Consider the following 19,960-nt stretch of genomic DNA (forward strand, 5'->3'; position numbering starts at 1 on the left):
TCACCGCCCCATCCCAAACAGCACAGTCTTGACTGTCAGCAGCAGGATCTTGATATCCAACATCAGGCTTTGATGCTTGATATAGAAGATATCGTATTTATGCTTCCACACGGCATCTTCAATAGATGCCCCGTAGGGGTATTTGACCTGGGCCAGGCCGGTAATGCCGGGCTTGACCGCATGACGGAAGCGATAGTACGGGATAACAGCTTCCAGCTCTTTTATAAATACTTCCCGCTCGGGTCTTGGGCCAACCAGAGACATTTCCCCTTTAAAGACGTTGATCAGTTGTGGTAGTTCATCAATACGGGTCTTGCGAATGAAACGGCCAACACGAGTGACTCGGGCGTCGTTCTTGCTTGCCCATTGAGCACCATTTTTTTCGGCATCGTTTCGCATAGAGCGGAACTTGATTACGTCGAATTCCTGGTTGAACAGGCCAACCCGGGCTTGACGATAAAAGATGGGACCAGGTGATTCCAGTTTGATGGCCAGCGCAGCAAGCAAGCCAATGGGAATGGCAACCAGACTGAGCGCAATGGCAGAGACCAGATCCAGCGCACGCTTGACAATGCGATTGGATGGACGGGAGAGGATGGAGAAAGATTTCATGTGCAGGAAGTAGCCGCTGTGCAGCAACTCCACTTCAGTGCGGCCGAAACGACGGTCCAGATAACTGACCAGCGGTTCAACGTAGGCGCCATATTTGGTGGCCAGCACCAGCATTGCGGCCAGTTCATCGGGAAGGTCACCACTCTTGTAATGCACAAGGGTTTTGCCTTTCAGGGCCGAGAGGTCTGTCACATTGAAGTTCAATGTGAACGGATAATCAGCAAGCACCCGTTCGATAAGCTTTTTGTCATTGTCACTGCAGTAAACATAAAGCTCATCACTTTTCATGTGAACCCGCTTAAGCTCATACACCAGATTACCAATATCCAGTGAATGGCTCTCGGCCGTCAACTGTTCATTCGCAGCAATCCCGAAGGCTGCACTACTGTCTATTTTATTATGCATTCCCATAAGCTCTCTTCATGTCTATACCCAGAGAAACAACCATCGAGGTTTGTCTCATCGGCATTCGACTGCCACGTCACGTAGATTTTGTGTTTCCCTCCGGCAGCTTGTCGAAACGAGCCGCAGCGAGAAACGAACAAAGAAAAGAGATTGATTTTTATTTGAAAGCGAAGGGCTGGACAGGAGGAGCTCGGCAAACTCGTCGAGTTGACGAGTCCGGCAGTAAAAACATTTCAATTACAATCGATTGCCAACCAGTGACAGACAGCCGAATAATCACATTCCGGCGTTGTCACACTCTCTATCCCGTGCCATGTATCTGGGGACTACTGACGGTCCCTCTTGTATCGATATCATCGCTATCGCTAAAGCGCCGAATTGACTACAAAGAAGTCAGTAACGGACTAAAAAACAATCCAATCTATAAAAAAAATAATGGCTACCGCCCCTGAGTTACAGCTCCCAGTGTGCATGCAGTCTTTTTTATATTGTTAAAAGAGTTAGTAAATGGCGTAGTGATTTACAATCATCAACCTCTGGCAAGAGGGGCGACAAAACCAGTCGCCACGCCAGCTATTCGCCATAGCCCCTACACTGTGCACCAATATTTCACGCCAAAATGTAGGATAATTCCGAAATAGCGGGGGGGGATTGTACCTATGGTTCATCGAAATGAGTAGCCAATCTAGTCCGCGACTGGCTCGATCGATTAAAAAACAAACAAATAGGTAGAGAAGCAAAAAAAAAGCGCCCAATAATGGGCGCCTATATAAAAACTCAGTGATTGGCAAGCAAAAAATCTATGTTATGTGAGGGCAATTTAACAACATTATCACTTGGTGGTAGCTGCTGCTTGGCCAGCCACACCAGATCACAAATACCATCCGTCGGTTCAAAGGCAGCCGGAGCATGCATCAGGATGTCGCGCACTTGCTGTTGATCAAAACGGTGACAAGCATCATCCAGTGAGGCCAGCAAGGGGCGCAGTCGCGACCAGGGCAGCCAACTCTCTTGTGCCACCATGATCCGGGGATGCTCGGTTCCTCTGGCATCATCACCAATCAGTAACTCTTCGTAGAGCTTTTCACCCGGCCGCAATCCCGTCACCTCGATGGCGATATCACCATCGGGCCGCTGCTCATCACGCAGTGTCAGGCCGCTGAGGCGTATCATGCGTTTGGCCAGCTCCATGATCCGTACCGGTTGACCCATATCGAGCACAAAGACATCGCCCCCCTCCCCCATGGCGCCAGCCTGGATCACCAGCTGGGCAGCTTCAGGTATCGTCATAAAGTAACGGATGATATCGGGGTGAGTCAGGGTGATGGGCCCACCTTTATCTATCTGCTGTCTGAATAACGGCACCACAGAGCCGGAAGATCCAAGAACATTGCCAAAACGCACCATACAAAAACGGGTGCTGTGCTTCTCGCGGGTCAAGGCTTGCAAGATCAACTCGGCCAGACGCTTGCTGGCCCCCATGGTGTTGGTTGGCCGCACGGCTTTATCGGTAGAGATCAGCACGAATGTTTCCACCCCTGCCTCAATGGCCGCCTGTGCCGCATAAAGAGTGCCGAATACGTTGTTACGTACCCCTTCAATGATGTTGAACTCAACCAGCGGGACATGTTTGTAAGCAGCCGTATGGTAGACGGTCTGGATCCTGAAACTCTGCATCACCGTCTTGAGACGATGCTGGCGCTGTACTGACCCCAGTAACGGCACCAGATCCGTTTCGATTTCTTCACGCTGACACTGCTCCCGCAGGTTCTTGTGCAGGACATAGAGGGCGTATTCGGATAGTTCGAACAGTACCAGAGTGGATGGCCGGCACCGCAAGATTTGGCGACAGAGCTCAGAACCAATAGAGCCACCGGCACCTGTCACCATGACCGCTTTGCCTGTGATATTGGCTTCCATCAAGGTGGCCACAGGCTCTACCGGATCTCTGCCCAACAGATCGTCGATGGAGACCTCATTGAGCTGATCTATGCGGGCAGAGCCATTGACCAGATCGGCCATCCCCGGGATAGAGAGCACTTCGCAAGAGAGGGGCTCAAGTGCATTAATCACCTCCTGACGGCGAGCCCGGGTGCTGCTCGGCATGGCCAGCAAGATCTTCTGCACCCCATGGTGGTCAATCAGGGTTGGCAGCTGAGCACTGTGATAAACGGTACAGCCCTGGATCACGCATCCCTGTTTGGCGGGATCGTCATCAATAAAGGCGACGGGATAAAACTCATTGCCTTGCAACAAGGCCATTTGCAGTTGTCGACCCGAAGAGCCCGCGCCATAGATCAATACCTGGGTACGAGCCAAACGGGTGGTATTAAGGAGCGCCCGGAAAAACAGCCGCACACCACCAACCAGTAACACCAAAAAGGAGAGATAGATAACCGAGACCGTTCTCGGCAGAAAGATATCGAAATAAAACGCAGAGAGAACAAAGAAGCAGGTTGAAAGAAATGCCCCTAGCGAGATTGTCCATAGCACCCGAAAGCTGACATATCGGAGCACTGCGCGATAAAGCCCAAGCCTTACAAACAGACCGATGCTGACAATGATAATTGCGCCAAGCAGTGCCCAGTGATGCGGGCTATCGATTGGCCAGTTGTGTTCAAGCCGGATCCAGTACGCTCCCCAATAGGTCATGGTGATCAGGATCATATCAACGGTGACAGATACGGCACGCTTGCTGGCTCGTGACAGGGAGCCCAGGCAAGTCAGTAGCCAGCTCCCACCGGGTAAAAGCCCATTTCTCATTCTGGTACTCCTGCATTCAGGTGATACGCAAGAAAAGCTAACGGCAAGTAGGCAATGACCAGACCGCTCACACCATCGAGCAGGCCCAATACAATCATGACAGCGATCGGCGCAAGCCAGAGGCTATTTATAAGAAGCACAGCCAAGGTCACGTTTCGATGACTTTGCCAACGTCTCGCCAGATATTGATAGCCATGAGTACGATGAGCCTCGCTCAGACGACATTTCAGACGAAAGCGATTCAGCAACGTCCAGGTCGCATCAACCACAAAGACTCCGAGCATGACAAGCCATGCCCATAGGAATTGAGGTGCAGAAGCAGCATCCAGCAGCATCAGGGAAGCCAGCATCAAGCCAAGAAATCCGCTGCCACCATCTCCCATAAAGATCCTGGCGGGTGGAAAATTCCAGCACAAGAAGCCCGCCGCCGAAATCCCCAGTAGAAGGATCAAACTGGCAGACGACCACTCCCCCCCAATCAGATAGTGAAATAACGTCATGAACAGACAGACGACAACGGCTTCACCTGCTGCCAAGCCATCGATGCCATCCATAAAGTTGTACAGGTTGATAAACCAGATCACCCCCAGCCAGGCCATCAGGTAACCAAACCAGGCCAGATCGAGCTGCCAACCAAAGAAGGTCAGCGCTGGCAAACCATCAACCGCAGAAACCACCAAAGCTGCCGCCATGCTCTGCACAATCAGGCGGGTTCGGGGCTTGAGAGAGATGTGGTCATCGATAAAACCAACCAAGGCAATCCCCAGCGCCGCAGCCCATATCAATGCGAAGCTGCTCTGGGATATGCCGGAGGGCAGTGGGATCAGGGTGACAAACAACGGGGCTGCCAGCAGAAAGGTCGCCACGATAGCCATGCCACCGCCTCTCGGGGTTGGCACCTGATGCGAACTGCGATGATTGGGTTGGTCAAGCAAGCGGGTCTGTGCGTAGCGCCTGAGCAGGCCGGTCATGGTGATTGAAAGAAAAAGACAAAACATCGACAACAAAACAAATGCCAGCATCAAGACGACTCACTATGGATTGACGCCATCAGAGATAGGGTCTGAGAGAGCGAATAGGGTGCCGACCATTGTAATCGGCTCTGAGCCTTGCGGGTATCCATTTCCAGAGAGCCATAAATCCGTTGTAGCTTGGCATCAATCCCCAAACAGCGTCCAAGCACTCTTATTACTCCTGGTGGGAGATAAAAGAGCCGACAGCTAACCCCTTCTGCTTCTGCTATCGCCGCCAATAACTGAGACGTCGACACTGCGACAGGATCTGCGACTAAAAAGACCTGATTCACTGCGGCAGGGTGCACCATCGCATGGGCAATAAAGTCACACAGATTAGGTAACGCCAACAGGCTACGCGCATTGGTCAAACGGGCAAAAGGGAGCGGGATCCCTTTGCGCACCCAGGTCATCATGCTGGCAAAGTTAGCCTTCACCCCTTCCCCGTAAATAAGAGGAGGACGGATGATGGTGACAGCCATACCACACTCTTTCGCGAGTGCCATCAGCCCCTGTTCCGCCTCATACTTCGAGCGTCCATAGGGATCTTCTGGCGGACTTTGCACATTCTCATCAAATGGCTTGCCTGGCTCGGTCTGCTCGCCATTCACTTTGATCGAACTGATAAAGATGAAGCGCTTCACCCCTGCCTCAGCAGCCTGCCGAGCAAGAGCGAGGGTGCCCTCTGTATTCACCGCTCGAAATGCAGCCAGCGGATCTGTCGCGGTATCCGACATTACATGCACCCTGGCAGCACAGTGAACAACCACATCCACATGCTGCAATTGGGCTATCCAGTTGGCATCCGCAGTCAGAGAGGGAGCATGAACATGGTAAGAAGCCAGCGGGTGACTTCGCACCGCACCTTTAACATTCACCCCCAGCGCCAGCAAGTGTTCACAGACCGCTTTGCCTACAAATCCGTTGGCACCTGTGACAAGAATTCTAGGTATGGACATACAATTTGAGATAGGCATTTCAAGATGAATAATAATTTGAGATAACTTTTTCATATAACGTCATATATTTATCAATCATGACGTCGGCAGTAAAGTTATGTTCAAATCTAGCCTTTGCATTTTTCCCCATACGCTCAGCTTCATCTTGATCATCCCATAACTTTTTCATTGCAGATGATAGAGCTTCACTATTTGCTGGCTCAACTGCCAAGCCGGTTTCACCATGCATATTTATATATGTAGTGCCTGTACCAATTTCGCAAGTAATCATTGGCTTCCCATACATTGATGCCTCTAACAAAGTCATACCAAACGCTTCAGAGCGCAGATGAGATGGGAATACCACAGCGTAACACAAGGTCAATAACGCATTTTTATCTTCGTCGGGCACAGGCCCGACAAAATGAATATTTTTAAGTTGCAGTTTTTCCGCCTGTTGTTTTAACTCCAGCTCACACGGCCCCTCACCGATGACCACCAAGGGATAATCTAGCTCTTTCAGTGCTTCCAACAGAAAAGACAACCCCTTATAATAACGCAAAAAGCCAATAAATAAATAAAACTTTTCTGGCAGTTGGGTTTTCCACTTGCTTAAGGTACTCAAAGCGGGTTGGCTATATGACTTTTCATCTAAACCATATGGAATAACTTCAATTTCTCGATCAAGTGATTGCAGCACCGAGCTGGTTTGTACGTAATTTGGTGCTGCAGCAACTACGGCATCCACCTTTTTGAGAAAATGCATCATTAAAGGTTGATAAAGCTGCAACAGATATTTTTGCTTGACGATATCGGAATGGTAGCTCACTACGCAGGGTTTATTCGGGCGAACCAGCTGGTGAACCAAATCCATATAAGGCCATGGAAAATGATAATGGATCACATCAGCCTGCGCTGCGAGCTCTTTAAACTGCGTTATCGCAGACCACGATAAGCCCGTTGAAGCCACATAAATATCTTGCTTTGCTGTGTGCACTGTGTGGTTGGCAATATCATATGTTTGCTTAGGATTTTTAGCACTTAAGGTTAATACATCAACATAGGCACCAGCTTGCACCGCCCCTTCAGCTAATTGATAAATAACCTGCTGGATACCACCAAAGGCATCCGGGTAATATGTTTTAAAAAAATGAAGGATTCGCATTAACTTTTTAATACCTTTTGATAAACCGCTAGCGTTTGCACGGCACACCTTTGCCAAGAAAATTGCTGTGATTGCAATAATCCGTTAGTGATCGCTTGGCTACGCCAAATGTCGTCTTCCAAACTGGTTAGCAATAACTCACTAAACGTGAACGTATCTTGCGGGTCGCACATCAAACCGGCCTCACCAACCACTTCGGGTAATGAAGAAGAATTAGAGCAAACCACAGGCACACCAGAAGCCATCGCCTCTAATACCGGCAGGCCGAACCCTTCATAGAGAGAGGGGAAACAGAATGCTTTAGCGCCAGAAAATAGAATAGGCAAATCGGCAGCAGGTAAAAATCCAAGATAACGTGCCCATCCCTGTTGCTGCGCTTGGCTAATTTTCTCCATAATCTGTTCATTTTGCCACCCCTGATAACCAGTCAATATCAAGGGATAACACCGACGAGTGGCTAATGGCAATCTGGAATACGCGTCGAGTAATACCATTAAATTTTTACGCGGCTCTATAGTGCCTACATACAACGAATAGCCTTGATAACGAAGGTTATATCGTTGTAACACCGTTTGACATTGCACCGAACTCCTAGGTTGAAAGTCTGCCGAATAGGCCAACGGCACGGAAAAAATACGCTCAATAGGCCAGTTAAAATAATCGGCTAACTCTTGCCGAGTATAACGCGAATCGGTGATCAGGGCATCGGCAGTGGCAAGGGTATTTAAACACTCCTTTTGAATGAACCTGATCCGCTGAGGGGTATTGCATTGCGTCCAAGTAAATGGAGAAAGATCATGGAAGGTGGCGACTTTTTTACCCGCAAAGGGAGGCAAAAAGAAATTAGGACCATGATAGAGAAAGTCTTCATGTCCTTTTAATACCTGCTTACGTAAAAAAGGCATCAATAACCGATAAGATTCAGATGCAAAATGGCTAGATTGCACCCAACGTTTTAGCGAATGGCTCTTGGCCGCCTTTTCTTGTGCTGTTGGCAGTTCTTGCAAAAAACGCCTGCCGACAAAAAAGATCAGCTCTTTTAGTGCTGGAGTGTGTTGCAGGGCATTGGCAAGCTCCCATGTGTAACGGCCGATTCCAGTCAATGGAAAGCGGATCGGTTCGACAGATAAAATCACTTTCATGCTTGCTCTAACATCCAGCGCAATGTGTCGGCCAAGTCAGGTGTTTGCCAGTCTCCAATTAAAGAGCGCAATAAACTGGCATCACCACACAAGGTTTTTACTTCGTTGGCGCGCACGAAAGCGGGGTTAACTTGAATGCTCATGTTGTGTCGGGTGATCTGCTCGCACATGTCCATTACTTCTCGCAGGCTGTGGGTTGTACCAGAACACACATTCACAGTTTGGCCAAATGCCTTTGCTTCAATTAAACGGCGATAGGCATTTACCAAAGACCGTACATCACTAAAATCTCGCCATACATCAAGATTACCCAATTCAATTACATCAGCCTTTCTCTTGAAGTGCGCAGCGATTTTAGGCAGCAAGAAGTTCTCAGTTTGCCCAACACCAGTGTAGTTAAATGGGCGGGTAATGATAATCGGCAGGCGATCCATCCACAGCCTAGCCATATGCTCCATGGCTAATTTACTTACAGCATAATCATTGGCGGGATCAGGTAAGGTTTGTTCAGAGAGCATTCCTTCGGATCGATTACCGTAAATATTGGCACTGCTTGCTAACAAAACGGCTTGTGGTTGGTGGTTAGCACTGGCCAACACTTCAAGTAAATTTCGGGTACCAAGCAAATTGACCTGATAAAAACCATTAGCATCCCCATGGCCGACAAAGGCCAAGGCAGCTAAATGGATCACTACATCTGGTTGTATCTGCTCGAACACCTTAGCCAGCGTGGTTTTATCATTTAAATCTGCTTGAAAATAATTTTTAGCGTCACAAGGATTAACACCTAAACCAAAAACCTCATAATCTGCGTTAGTCATCTCCGCAGACATATAGTGGCCAGTGAAGCCCTGAACACCGGTAATTATAACTCGTGACTTGTTCATTATCGACCTTGGAAAAATGCCAGCGATAATTACATCGCTGGCTTTTAAATTAGAAACTAAACCCTTGCTGATTGCGGCGCAGATCGTCATTCACCATCATCTGGCACAACTCTTCCAGCGTGGTTTTTGGTTCCCACCCTAACACTTCTTTGGCTTTGGCAGGGTTGCCGATCAGTAATTCAACCTCCGCAGGGCGGTAGAACTTTGGGTTAACCTTGACTAACACTTTACCAGTGGCAACGTCTATACCCACTTCTTGTTCAGCTTCTCCCTCAAAGCGCAACATAAAACCAGCAGCTTTAAATGCCATGGCCACGAAGTCCCGCACGGTTTCGGTGCGGTTGGTGGCAAGCACAAAGGTATCTGGCTCATCGGCTTGCAGCATACGCCACATGCCTTCAACATACTCTTTAGCAAAGCCCCAATCACGTTTGGCATCGAGGTTGCCCAATTCGAGTACATCCAGCTTGCCGAGCTTGATCTTGGCGACTGAGTCGGTGATCTTACGAGTTACAAACTCCTGGCCACGCAGTGGGGATTCGTGGTTAAACAAAATACCGCTGCAACCGAAAATACCATAACTCTCACGATAGTTAATGGTGATCCAGTGTGCATACAACTTGGCAACACCGTAGGGGCTGCGCGGATAGAATGGCGTATCTTCCACTTGCGGAATGGCCTGCACCTTGCCAAACATTTCAGAGGTTGATGCTTGATAGAAACGGATCTTTGGATTAACGATACGGATCGCTTCCAGTAAGTTCAGTGGCCCGATACCTGTAATCTCTGCAGTGGTAGCTGGCTGATCAAAAGAAACCCCAACAAAGCTTTGTGCCGCCAGGTTATACACCTCAGTTGCCCCAGTTGATTGCAACAAACGAATACTGGCTGACAAATCGGTCAGGTCATATTCTACCAAATGCAGGTTAGGGTGCTTGGCAATACCCAACTCTTCAATGCGCCAAAAGTTCACTGAACTAGTGCGACGGTAAGTACCATATACTGTATAGCCTTTTCCTAACAATAACTCAGCCAGATATGCGCCGTCTTGACCAGTGATACCAGTGATGATTGCAGATTTCATATAAACATCTCCTTTTAAATTATTTAAATTACTACTCAAACATGTTTATCAATAACACTTTTAACTTGTAGCGCTGCATTTTCCCAAGTTCTTTTCTTGTAACCACTTAATATTTTTTTTGATAGCTCACAGCGGTAATCATTATCAGTTGACAAACGATATATTTGCTGAGCCCATGCAGCAGTATCCCAAGGGTCCATGTATACAGCAAAATTCCCACCCACTTCAGGCAATGATCCTCTATTAGAGCATAAGACAGGTTTACCTAAGGCTAATGCCTCACCAACGGGTAGTCCCCAACCTTCATAAAGAGATGGGAAAACACAGAAAAGAGTTGCATCATATAACTTTCGCAGCTCTGCATCATTAACATGATTTAATATCTGTATTTTACCTTTAACAAAAGGATCCAATTCAATATCTTTTAATAATTCACTTACGCCCCAGCCAGGCATTCCCACAAAAACCATTATAGGCAACTCTTTTGATTTACCTTCTTGGCAAAGTAGATGATATGCTCTATAAATGACCTCATGATTTTTTCTTCTTTCAATACTAGAAACAAAAAGAATAAAATTTTCATTTGCTAATCGATGCACTTCATCTGAAATATCATCTTGTGATGATGGTACATTGTCACCAAGTTCAAAAACAGATGTCTCAACTAGCCTAGCGCCAGTTCTATTCAATAAGTTATTAAGGTCTCTTTGACTTTGTTGTGAGATACACAATATTTCATCAGAACCATCTGCCAGTTCAATAAAGTATGATGCAAACAAATTTGCAACGTCAGCCACACAGTATTGTGGATACAACACTGGAATTAAATCATAACAACATGTAATTATTTTGACATCTGAATCGGTTCTCAGTGTATAAAAATCCTTATAAAATTGATGATCCCAATCTAATCCAATTGATATAAGAACATCTCCACTCGAAAAGATACTTTCATTTTTTATTGCGGATGATACTTTTTTGTTATCAACACCACAATGATTAGCATTATTTGATTTGAAGAACTTTTTAAGCTTAATCGGTGACACTTGTTTTTGTAAGGAAAACCAATTAATAGCACGGATAACTTTAGGTTTAACCCAAAAAATAACTGAGTTTATTTGTGGTCTAATAATACTTGGTGATATTGAAAGGATGGCTTGTGCAATATTCAAAAGCGCCTGTCTCTTTGACACTATTGGAAATAATAATTTATCCGCACTAACCTCTTTTTTCTCTTTTAAACTCACATTGTTTATTTTTTCTTGCGTTAACTCTATAAATTGCTTCCCATCCCAGATGCAATCTTTAAATGCCCCATCTGGATATAACCCTTTGAGTTTTTCTGCAAGTTCCGTTTCGACTCTAACAATTCCGACCACAGGTCGATTCCAGTTATACGATGTGGTTCTATTGATCCAAATAGTTGGCTTGCTCATTTCGTTTATCATTCCAAAAATAATTTATTGTCGACAATAAAGATTGTAGGCACTGGTTCCACAAAACCGAACTACGTTTTTTCACCTCATCATCGCTAAGAGATAAGTTTGGCATACTCATGATATCTCGTAGCCTTTTTTTGAATAAAGCTGGATCGTCTTCAACAAAAACTCCGGGAGAAGATATAAACTTCTCGAATCCTCTCATTGCTACACTTGTTGCAAGGATATATTTTCCCGACCACAACGCTTCAGCAGTTTTTAAATTTGTCCCTCCACCTTGTGTTAATGGTAGAATAATACAGTGTGCTGTATCTATAAGCCCGTATAACATCTCACTGCTGACGATCCCTGCTATATCAATTTTTTCAGCTAACTTCGCTGACTCATGCACTCGTGGATCTCCACCAATAGCATTTCCCGCGCCACCGACAATAATTAACCGCTGATCTGGTGTCAATGAACCAAAGCCACCACCAAACATATGGAAAAAACCAGTCACGTTTGGTGGGTGGCCGCTTGCACAATAAAGTACAAATTTTTTATTTTTGGAAATAGTATTCGCAAGAATATTTTGACTTTTTGAGTGTACCCAATCAGCAACACCATTACTTGCTAAAACAGAATGTTTTGGTTTAAATGAATTTAGAGTTTTACCATCCGATTCGGATACATAAATCACAAGATCGGAATTTTCAATTGCATAAACTTCAAGATCCTTTATTAATTCTGATGCATGAATAACCTCATCCTTATTTTTATAGTTTGATAGTATTTTTTCTTTTAACTCAAACTCTATATTTTGAGAACCATATATTAGTTTTGGCGACCAACTATCATCTGAATCAATAACTTTTTTAATAAATTTAAAAAGCCATGGCTGTTCGACATGAATGATATCAGCATCTCTATCAACTAGAGTTGAAAGCTTATTAAAAAAATGTGTGTTATTGTAGAAAAGCTCCCCAAGCGCATAATCTTCCATGAGAAATGGTGAAGGATATACAGATTCAAGTACCTTATATCCAGGGAATGATAGAAAACCCTCTTCACGTGGGTAACTATCACTCCCCAAAACACCGATGACTTTGACGTTGTAGCCGTCTTTTCTATACATCTCAACAATATTTTTAACTCTTAATTGCCCACCATGACATGCGTGAGAAATAGGATAAGTACATAAAACAAGTATTTTCATATCAACCACACAGGAAAAAACATCTAATAAACTTTTAGAGAAATTGAGCTATTTTTCTAAACGGTGCTGTAAACCGCCAGGATTTACTTAAGTGAATAGAACGTAACTGCTGATGAAACTGCTCAGCAAGCTCTTGTGCAACTTGTACCTGCTCTTGTGCTTCCCGAGCCTGTTCTTGTGCTTCCCGAGCATGTTCTTGTGCTTCCCGAGCATGTTCTTGTGCTTCCCGAGCATGTTCTTGTGCTTCCCGAGCCTGTTCTTGTGCGGCATTTAGATTTTTCTGCAAGTTAATTTTATCTGCTGTAGTGAATTCATCAAATATATTGGGTGGGTACTTTAACTCAGCAAGCAACTCTGGGTGTTCTGCCGCCACATAAAAACGATTCAAACCATCACAATATGCAAATATATAGTCAGATGATAATAGAATATCCTCCCACTCAATATGATTAAACTCTTGTGAATTTGGTTTAGTGGCTTCAATAACTAGGACCCATGGTCTGCATATAGAAAAATCCATACCTGACAACACTGTTTTCTCAAAGCCCTCTACATCAATTTTCATGAAGTGTACAGTTTTTACATCATATTTATTACAGACATCTTTTAGTCTATATGCCGGAACGTCTAGCCACTCCCCTTTATGCCCATTGGCCTCGTGTTTAACCACAACATCTGTATTAGCCGTAGCCCAACCGCGAACCTCACTCTGCCAAACTTTTAAAAAACCATCACTATCGCTAGCAGCTGCATTGATATTTATATCTCTCACCCGCTGCGCCACAAGGTCTTCGAAATGAATCTTCAATGGCTCAATATTTATTCCTGACCAGCCATTATCGTAAAAATATTTTGTTACGGAATCAACAACAGGATCATTTGCGCCAACATCAATATAAAAGCCATTTTCAATATGCTTTAATGCCCGCCATAACATGACATCTTCAAAATTTTGTGCATAAGAGATAAAGCTCATAGTGTTTTAATTCCAATCTGTGGATCAAGCCAAGCTACACCCGCAAAATGTGGCTTATCCATGTTAATAACTTCAAACATCAAGGCCAAATCGCGCCATTCATAGTTATTCACCAAATGCGTATCGGTACTGACTAACGCGGTTTGCACCGAAAAATGGCCGGGGCCAAGATTGGCAAAAAACTCACAAGTAAACTCAATTTTCTGCCCCTTTTTAACCTGCTCAACCGGTTGTTTTTTCAAATCTGTGTTGGTGCCGTAAATTACCTGCCCTAAGCGGTCTTTAATGCCATAACCCAGCACTAAACGTGGCATATCTTGATGAGCCTCAACCACCACCCGCAATATAACTTTTTGGCCAACATTAATACATTCAACTATCTGCCCGGTTTCATCCCGCAAATCAATTTCAATAACCTTGGCTTCACCAGTGCCAGAGATTGTTTGCATTTTGCCATCGGCCATCTCAACCTGTTTTATGTTCTGGTTTTGCCTGTCGGCGAGCAGTGCATTGTAATAATCCATCACGGCTTCCGGTTCGCCTTCCATCGCCACTCGCCCGGCATTGAGCAAGATAGCACGATTACAAATACTTTGAATCGCCTGCTTATCATGGGAAACGATCAACAACGTTGTGCCCTGCTTACTATATTCACGAATGCGCTCAAAGCTTTTATGCTGGAAATAGGCATCCCCCACCGACAGGGCTTCATCCACAATTAAAATATCTGGGCGCACTGCGGTGGCCACACTAAATGCAAGGCGCATTTGCATGCCACTGGAATATACCCGAACAGGGCTATTTATATATTCCCCTATTTCGGCAAAGGCTTCAATGTCAGGCATTAGCCGCGAGATCTCGGCCATCGTCAAACCAAGAAGTTGGCCCGCAACATAAACATTTTGTCGCCCAGTAAAATCAGGGTGAAAGCCCATGCCCAATTCCAACAAGGCTGCAACTCGGCCCTGTAAAGAAATGGAACCCGTGGTGGGTTGCGTGGTGCCAGTGATCATCTTTAGCAAGGTGCTCTTGCCCGCGCCGTTGATGCCGATAATCCCCACCGCTTCGCCGGGTCGCACGGTAAAGCTCACATCTTGCATTACCCACTTCAAACTGTGCCTGGGCTTTTTACCCGGCAAAATCCATTCAGCCAAACGCGACCAGCGTGTCGGATATTGCTTATACGCCTTACCCAACCGATTAACCGTGATCATCCCCATTACAGTTCATCCACCATTTCACCCGCATGCTTGCGGAATAAAGAAAAACCCAGCGCAGTCAATAAAGCACCGATTAATGCCACTGGCCACAAACTTTGCCACTGCGGCCAAGCCCCCTGCACTAGAATCTGCTGACAAGCCGCCACCACCGAAGCCATCGGATTTAACGCCATCAATGGCTTAATCGCCTCAGGCAAAATATCCGCAGGGTAGACAATTGGTGTAAGCCAAAACCAGAACTGCAAGGCGATACCAAAAAATTGGCCAACATCGCGGAAAAACACATTAAGAACTCCGAGCGTCATCCCCAAGCCAATGGCAAACAAAATCAAGACAGCCAACACCGGGAGTAAAGCCAAATAGGGTAAACCGGGAAAATAACCGACGATCAGCAAAAACAGTGAAAAAAGACCAAAAACAATCGCAAAGTTAAGCAAAGCATTGCAGATCACCGTTACAGGTAAACACAAACGTGGGAAGCTTATTTTTTTCAATAAGTTAGCGTTATCCAAAAATACATTCTGACTACGCCCGACAATTTCAGAAAACAACCCCCATGTTAATACCCCGGCACACAAGTAAATGCTATAGGCAAAGGAGTGGTCCACACCCGGCAACTTGGCACGCATCACACTGGAGAAAATCACCGTATACACAATAATCATCGCCAGTGGGTTGATGATGTTCCATACTGCGCCCAACAAAGTATTCTGATACTTAACTTGAAATTCGCGTTTAACATTACCGAGAATAAACCCCCGGTAACTCCACAACGCCTTTACCATTGCAACGGACATTCCATCATTCCTTAATCAAGGCTTCAACTTCTGATACCGCTTGCCACATCAGCGCTTGATCTGCTCGGCTTTCGATATTTAAACGTAATAATGGTTCTGTGTTTGAGGTACGCACATTTAGACGCCAATCTTTCATTTCAATACTCAAACCATCAGTGTGATCCACCGCCAAGGCTTGCGGTGTATATTTAGCTTCAATACGTGAGATAATCATAGCAGAATCACTAACCCGATAATTAATCTCTCCGCTACATGGATAAGCAGCCATGCGCTCATCGACCAAGCTTGACAAGCTGGCTTGCTTTACAGTCAACAATTGAGCGACCAACAACCAGGGGATCATGCCGCTATCGCAATAACCGAAATCACGGAAATAGTGATGTGCACTCATCTCGCCGCCGTAAATGGCATTCTCCAACCGCATGCGCTCTTTAATAAAGGCATGTCCAGTTTTACTTTGCACGGGAATCCCACCTGCTTGTTTGACCACATCGATTGTATTCCAAGTCAGACGTGGGTCATGGATAATTTTCTCACCGGGTTGACTAGCCAAAAATGCTTCAGCCAACAACCCGACAATATAATACCCTTCGATAAACTCGCCATGCTCATCAAACAAGAAACAGCGGTCAAAATCGCCATCCCACGCTATCCCCATATCTGCGCCATGCTCCTTTACCGCATCTGCTGTTGCAGAACGATTTTCTGGTAGCAATGGATTGGGAATACCATTAGGGAAGTTGCCATCTTCTTCGTGATGAATTTTTATAAACTCGACGGGGGCATTAAGCGTTTTAAATCGCTGTTCAATAGCATCGATAACATGGCCCGCGGCACCATTACCGGCATTCACAACCAATTTTAGTGGTCGTAATTTCGATGGCTCAATATAAGTCAATAAATGTTCAACATAATCATCGAGAATTGACAATTTTGCCAAAGAGCCGAGTTGTGGTGAGGCAGAAAATTTCCCCGATTCAGCCAATGCGCGGATATCATGCAAACCACTATCACCACTAATCGGACATGCACCACGCCCTACCAGTTTCATACCATTATAGTCCATTGGGTTATGACTGGCCGTCACTTCAATAGCGCCATCAATATCCAATGTAAACGCGGCAAAATAGGTCTCTTCAGTGCCAGTCATCCCTAAGTCAATCACATCACAACCGGCATCCATAATGCCATTAGCAAGCGCTTGTTTTAACTCAGCACTGGTCAGGCGTACATCACCGCCCACCGCAATGGTCTTGGCACTCAAGTGTTGTGCTGTGGCGCGGCCAATCCGATATGCAATCTCAGTGTTTAACTCATCACCCAATTTTCCGCGAATATCATATGCTTTAAAACAAGTCAAGTTCATCGCTATATCCTTCAATAATTATTATTTGTTAAAATCCACAATATCATCTTCGCCAAGATAATCCCCGGTTTGAACCTCAAGCATAACTAAATCGATCAATCCGGGGTTTTTTAACTGATGCCGATGACCAGCAGGAATATAGGTAGATTGATTTGCAGTTAATAACTCATCTTGTCCATCATAATTCACTTCTGCAACACCAGATAGCACCACCCAATGTTCATTGCGATGATGATGCATTTGCATGGTCAGACTGGCACCCGGTTTAACCTCTAGGCGCTTAATTTTGAAACGCTCGCCAATTTCAAGAAGGGTATAACGTCCCCATGGACAATACACAGTACGGTGATTTTTATATGCGCCATGATTGTTTTTCTTAAGTTTATTAAAAATCACTTTAACATCTTGACTATTATTTTTGTTCGCCACCAGCAATGCATCTGCAGTGTCCACAATCACCAAATTATCAACACCAACAGTGCCAATAACGCGCTCTTCACTGGTAACATAACAATTTGTGGTATCGTGCAAAATGGCATGGCCTTGCACTGTATTTCCATTTTTATCTGGTTGATGTAGATCGCTCATCGCTGACCAAGAGCCAATATCACTCCAACCAATATCACAGGGAACTACCGATACGTTTTCTGATCTTTCCATCACGGCATAATCAACGGAAATATCAGGAACCTGATTAAATGTCTCAGCATCCAAATCGATATGTTTTATCTTTTTATTCTGGATTAAATCTGATCTATTGATGCATGATTTTGTGGCTGCTAGCACCTCTGGGCAGTGTATTTCCATTTCTGCTATCATTGTACTTGCTTTGAAGCAAAACATGCCTGAATTCCAAAAAAAACGACCACTTTCTAGATACTCTTTTGCTCTATCCAAAGTTGGTTTTTCAACAAAACGCAAGACATCAGAGCCCTTTGCTTCAATGTAACCATAACCAGTCTCTGGGGTATTAGGTTTTATGCCGAATGTTACCAAACGTCCTGTTTTAGCTAATTCAATCGCGCGGGATACTGCATCAGCAAAAGCAGTTTGCTCTGTGATTAAGTGATCTGCGGCTAACACTAGCACAATCGCATCATCACCATATGTATCGCAAACATAAATTGCGGCAGATGCTACTGCTGCTGCAGTGTTACGGCCATAAGGTTCAAGAATAAATGAAGTCTGAATTTCATTACTATTTACTTCTTTAAATGAATCTAGTGTTTTGAAATAAAGATCTCTATTAGTAATAGTCAATACTTCACTGATATCTGATAATTTTGCGCCACGTAAAAATGCTTTTTGTAAAAAACTTTGATTATCCGATAGTTTAATGAATGGCTTGGGATGTTGTTCACGCGAAACAGGCCACAACCTTGAACCGCTTCCACCACACATAATTGCAGGAATTAAGACAGTCATAGATACACCATAATATATTTAATGTGTTAATGTTATTTTTAGAAATGTTTAGCTACCATAAATGGCTTCGCATTTTTATCTTTAAGAGATAATATAGGGAGCATATCACACTCCCACTCTATTCCTAGTTGCTGATCATTCCAACATATTGTGTGTTCAAAGTCAGATCTATAATAATTCGTTGCTTTATATAAAACTTCTGCTGTTTCTGTTTTAGTTATAAAGCCATGGGCAAACCCTTTCGGGATCCACAATTGCCGCTTATTCTCAGCTGATAGATGAACACCGTCCCATTTTCCAAAGGTTGGCGAACTTTCACGAATATCCACTACCACATCAAATACCTCTCCCACTACACATCGCACCAGCTTTCCCTGAGCATGGGGAGGCAATTGATAATGCAAGCCACGCAATACCCCTTTCGACGATTTGGAATGATTATCCTGCACAAATTTAACCGGATATCCTACCGCCTCTTCAAACAGCTTGTGGTTGAAACTCTCAAAGAAAAAACCACGCTCATCACCAAATACTTTGGGCTCAAAAATAAGCACATCAGGAATCGCAGTCTTGATTACATTCATCTGTCTATCCACATTTGATTCAATTTTTATGGGGGAGCAACTTCCCTCCCCCCAATCACATCAGGCTTTGGCAACCATTCTTAGCAAATATTGGCCATACGCATTCTTTGCCAACGGTGCAGCAAGAACACGGACCTGGTCGGCAGTAATGAATTTCTTGCGATAGGCGATCTCTTCAGGACAAGCGACTTTCAACCCCTGACGCGTCTCGATGGTCTGAATAAAGTTGCTCGCATCTATCATGCTTTCATGGGTACCGGTATCCAGCCAAGCATAACCACGACCCATCATGGCCACCGACAGATTGCCTTGTTCCAGGTAGATGCGGTTCACATCCGTAATTTCCAGCTCACCACGGGGCGACGGCTTCAGGCTCTTGGCGATATCCACCACGCTGTTGTCGTAGAAATAGAGGCCGGTGACCGCATAGTTGCTCTTGGGCTCCAACGGCTTCTCTTCCAGAGAGATCGCGGTTCCTTTTTTATCAAATTCCACCACTCCATAGCGCTCGGGGTCGTGCACGTGGTAGGTAAAGACAGTGGCGCCACTCTCTTTGACCGCTGCCGCCTCCAACTGTTTCTGCAGGTCGTGGCCGTAGAAAATGTTGTCGCCCAACACCAGTGCACAGGGGTCTGACCCGATAAACTCTTCACCCAGAATAAAGGCTTGTGCCAACCCGTCCGGACTTGGTTGTACCTTGTACTGCAAACTCAAGCCCCACTGGCTGCCATCACCCAGCAATTGCTTAAAGCGAGGAGTATCTTGCGGCGTGCTAATGATCAAAATATCTCGAATACCGGCTAGCATCAGGGTGCTGAGCGGGTAGTAGATCATCGGCTTGTCATAAATGGGCAGCAACTGCTTGCTTACCGCCATGGTGACTGGATAGAGGCTGGTGCCTGAGCCACCAGCCAGAATAATGCCTTTACGTTTGGCCATGATGCTTGTT

At 45.3% G+C, this 19,960-nt stretch carries 17 protein-coding genes; all 17 read right to left on the bottom strand.

The window, feature by feature from the left end; translation table 11 throughout:
• The gene (locus tag ACTG20_RS16230) at positions 1 to 1,023 is read right to left on the bottom strand and encodes an exopolysaccharide biosynthesis polyprenyl glycosylphosphotransferase (RefSeq protein WP_227016188.1); all 1,023 of its coding nucleotides are present in this window, start codon (positions 1,021 to 1,023) and stop codon (positions 1 to 3) included.
• Positions 1,024 to 1,794: 771 nt separating this feature from the next.
• Complete coding sequence (locus ACTG20_RS16235; protein ID WP_439987814.1) at positions 1,795 to 3,780, bottom strand: polysaccharide biosynthesis protein; 1,986 nt, start codon at positions 3,778 to 3,780, stop codon at positions 1,795 to 1,797.
• The gene (locus ACTG20_RS16240; protein WP_439987904.1) at positions 3,777 to 4,802 is read right to left on the bottom strand and encodes an MraY family glycosyltransferase; all 1,026 of its coding nucleotides are present in this window, start codon (positions 4,800 to 4,802) and stop codon (positions 3,777 to 3,779) included. Before ACTG20_RS16240 ends, ACTG20_RS16235 begins: the two co-directional genes overlap by 4 nt.
• Complete coding sequence (locus ACTG20_RS16245) at positions 4,802 to 5,752, bottom strand: UDP-glucose 4-epimerase family protein (protein ID WP_439987906.1); 951 nt, start codon at positions 5,750 to 5,752, stop codon at positions 4,802 to 4,804. Before ACTG20_RS16245 ends, ACTG20_RS16240 begins: the two co-directional genes overlap by 1 nt.
• 19 nt (positions 5,753 to 5,771) lie before the next feature.
• Positions 5,772 to 6,944 carry a glycosyltransferase family 4 protein gene (locus tag ACTG20_RS16250; RefSeq protein ID WP_429089278.1) on the bottom strand — a complete coding sequence of 391 codons (1,173 nt, stop codon included), beginning with the start codon at positions 6,942 to 6,944 and terminating at the stop codon, positions 5,772 to 5,774.
• The gene (locus ACTG20_RS16255; protein ID WP_429089098.1) at positions 6,896 to 8,038 is read right to left on the bottom strand and encodes a glycosyltransferase family 4 protein; all 1,143 of its coding nucleotides are present in this window, start codon (positions 8,036 to 8,038) and stop codon (positions 6,896 to 6,898) included. Before ACTG20_RS16255 ends, ACTG20_RS16250 begins: the two co-directional genes overlap by 49 nt.
• On the bottom strand, positions 8,035 to 9,015 hold the full coding sequence (locus ACTG20_RS16260; protein ID WP_429089097.1) for a GDP-mannose 4,6-dehydratase: 981 nt from the start codon (positions 9,013 to 9,015) through the stop codon (positions 8,035 to 8,037). Before ACTG20_RS16260 ends, ACTG20_RS16255 begins: the two co-directional genes overlap by 4 nt.
• Complete coding sequence (gene gmd, locus ACTG20_RS16265) at positions 8,975 to 10,009, bottom strand: GDP-mannose 4,6-dehydratase (RefSeq protein ID WP_429089096.1); 1,035 nt, start codon at positions 10,007 to 10,009, stop codon at positions 8,975 to 8,977. Before gmd ends, ACTG20_RS16260 begins: the two co-directional genes overlap by 41 nt.
• Positions 10,010 to 10,044: 35 nt before the next feature.
• A complete protein-coding gene (locus tag ACTG20_RS16270) occupies positions 10,045 to 11,388 on the bottom strand; it encodes a glycosyltransferase family 4 protein (RefSeq protein WP_429213897.1) in 1,344 nt (447 codons plus the stop codon).
• A 28-nt stretch (positions 11,389 to 11,416) separates the two neighbouring features.
• A complete protein-coding gene (locus ACTG20_RS16275) occupies positions 11,417 to 12,643 on the bottom strand; it encodes a glycosyltransferase (protein ID WP_439987815.1) in 1,227 nt (408 codons plus the stop codon).
• A gap of 34 nt (positions 12,644 to 12,677) precedes the next feature.
• Positions 12,678 to 13,619 (bottom strand): FkbM family methyltransferase, encoded by a 942-nt coding sequence (locus tag ACTG20_RS16280; protein ID WP_439987816.1) that lies wholly within the window; start codon positions 13,617 to 13,619, stop codon positions 12,678 to 12,680.
• Positions 13,616 to 14,839, bottom strand: a complete 1,224-nt coding sequence (locus ACTG20_RS16285; protein WP_429089092.1) for an ABC transporter ATP-binding protein — start codon at positions 14,837 to 14,839, stop codon at positions 13,616 to 13,618. The genes ACTG20_RS16280 and ACTG20_RS16285 overlap by 4 nt, the downstream gene beginning before the upstream one ends.
• Entirely contained in the window at positions 14,839 to 15,636 is a 798-nt protein-coding gene (locus ACTG20_RS16290) for an ABC transporter permease (RefSeq protein WP_429089091.1), read from the bottom strand. The genes ACTG20_RS16285 and ACTG20_RS16290 overlap by 1 nt, the downstream gene beginning before the upstream one ends.
• A 4-nt stretch (positions 15,637 to 15,640) precedes the next feature.
• Complete coding sequence (locus tag ACTG20_RS16295) at positions 15,641 to 17,002, bottom strand: phosphomannomutase CpsG (protein WP_194495878.1); 1,362 nt, start codon at positions 17,000 to 17,002, stop codon at positions 15,641 to 15,643.
• Between the two features lie 21 nt (positions 17,003 to 17,023).
• Positions 17,024 to 18,427 carry a mannose-1-phosphate guanylyltransferase/mannose-6-phosphate isomerase gene (locus tag ACTG20_RS16300; protein ID WP_194495877.1) on the bottom strand — a complete coding sequence of 468 codons (1,404 nt, stop codon included), beginning with the start codon at positions 18,425 to 18,427 and terminating at the stop codon, positions 17,024 to 17,026.
• Positions 18,428 to 18,465: 38 nt separating this feature from the next.
• On the bottom strand, positions 18,466 to 19,011 hold the full coding sequence (gene rfbC / locus ACTG20_RS16305) for a dTDP-4-dehydrorhamnose 3,5-epimerase (RefSeq protein WP_194495876.1): 546 nt from the start codon (positions 19,009 to 19,011) through the stop codon (positions 18,466 to 18,468).
• A gap of 60 nt (positions 19,012 to 19,071) precedes the next feature.
• Positions 19,072 to 19,950 (bottom strand): glucose-1-phosphate thymidylyltransferase RfbA, encoded by an 879-nt coding sequence (rfbA, locus tag ACTG20_RS16310; protein WP_421298306.1) that lies wholly within the window; start codon positions 19,948 to 19,950, stop codon positions 19,072 to 19,074.
• Positions 19,951 to 19,960: the final 10 nt, after the last annotated feature.

The sequence above is a fragment of the Aeromonas sp. 84A genome (genome assembly GCF_051919345.1).
GTDB classification, from domain to species: domain Bacteria; phylum Pseudomonadota; class Gammaproteobacteria; order Enterobacterales; family Aeromonadaceae; genus Aeromonas; species Aeromonas veronii.

Bases quoted from the DNA above. Each gene is read 5' to 3' on its own strand.
- ACTG20_RS16280 (WP_439987816.1), bottom strand. From the start codon at position 13,619: ATGAGCTTTATCTCTTATGCACAAAATTTTGAAGATGTCATGTTATGG.
- ACTG20_RS16300 (WP_194495877.1), bottom strand. From the start codon at position 18,427: ATGACTGTCTTAATTCCTGCAATTATGTGTGGTGGAAGCGGTTCAAGG.
- ACTG20_RS16245 (WP_439987906.1), bottom strand. From the start codon at position 5,752: ATGTCCATACCTAGAATTCTTGTCACAGGTGCCAACGGATTTGTAGGC.
- ACTG20_RS16235 (WP_439987814.1), bottom strand. From the start codon at position 3,780: ATGAGAAATGGGCTTTTACCCGGTGGGAGCTGGCTACTGACTTGCCTG.
- ACTG20_RS16240 (WP_439987904.1), bottom strand. From the start codon at position 4,802: ATGCTGGCATTTGTTTTGTTGTCGATGTTTTGTCTTTTTCTTTCAATC.
- ACTG20_RS16230 (WP_227016188.1), bottom strand. From the start codon at position 1,023: ATGGGAATGCATAATAAAATAGACAGTAGTGCAGCCTTCGGGATTGCT.
- ACTG20_RS16285 (WP_429089092.1), bottom strand. From the start codon at position 14,839: ATGGGGATGATCACGGTTAATCGGTTGGGTAAGGCGTATAAGCAATAT.
- rfbC (WP_194495876.1), bottom strand. From the start codon at position 19,011: ATGAATGTAATCAAGACTGCGATTCCTGATGTGCTTATTTTTGAGCCC.
- ACTG20_RS16295 (WP_194495878.1), bottom strand. From the start codon at position 17,002: ATGAACTTGACTTGTTTTAAAGCATATGATATTCGCGGAAAATTGGGT.
- ACTG20_RS16290 (WP_429089091.1), bottom strand. From the start codon at position 15,636: ATGTCCGTTGCAATGGTAAAGGCGTTGTGGAGTTACCGGGGGTTTATT.
- ACTG20_RS16260 (WP_429089097.1), bottom strand. From the start codon at position 9,015: ATGACGATCTGCGCCGCAATCAGCAAGGGTTTAGTTTCTAATTTAAAA.
- ACTG20_RS16275 (WP_439987815.1), bottom strand. From the start codon at position 12,643: ATGAAAATACTTGTTTTATGTACTTATCCTATTTCTCACGCATGTCAT.
- rfbA (WP_421298306.1), bottom strand. From the start codon at position 19,950: ATGGCCAAACGTAAAGGCATTATTCTGGCTGGTGGCTCAGGCACCAGC.
- gmd (WP_429089096.1), bottom strand. From the start codon at position 10,009: ATGAAATCTGCAATCATCACTGGTATCACTGGTCAAGACGGCGCATAT.
- ACTG20_RS16255 (WP_429089098.1), bottom strand. From the start codon at position 8,038: ATGAAAGTGATTTTATCTGTCGAACCGATCCGCTTTCCATTGACTGGA.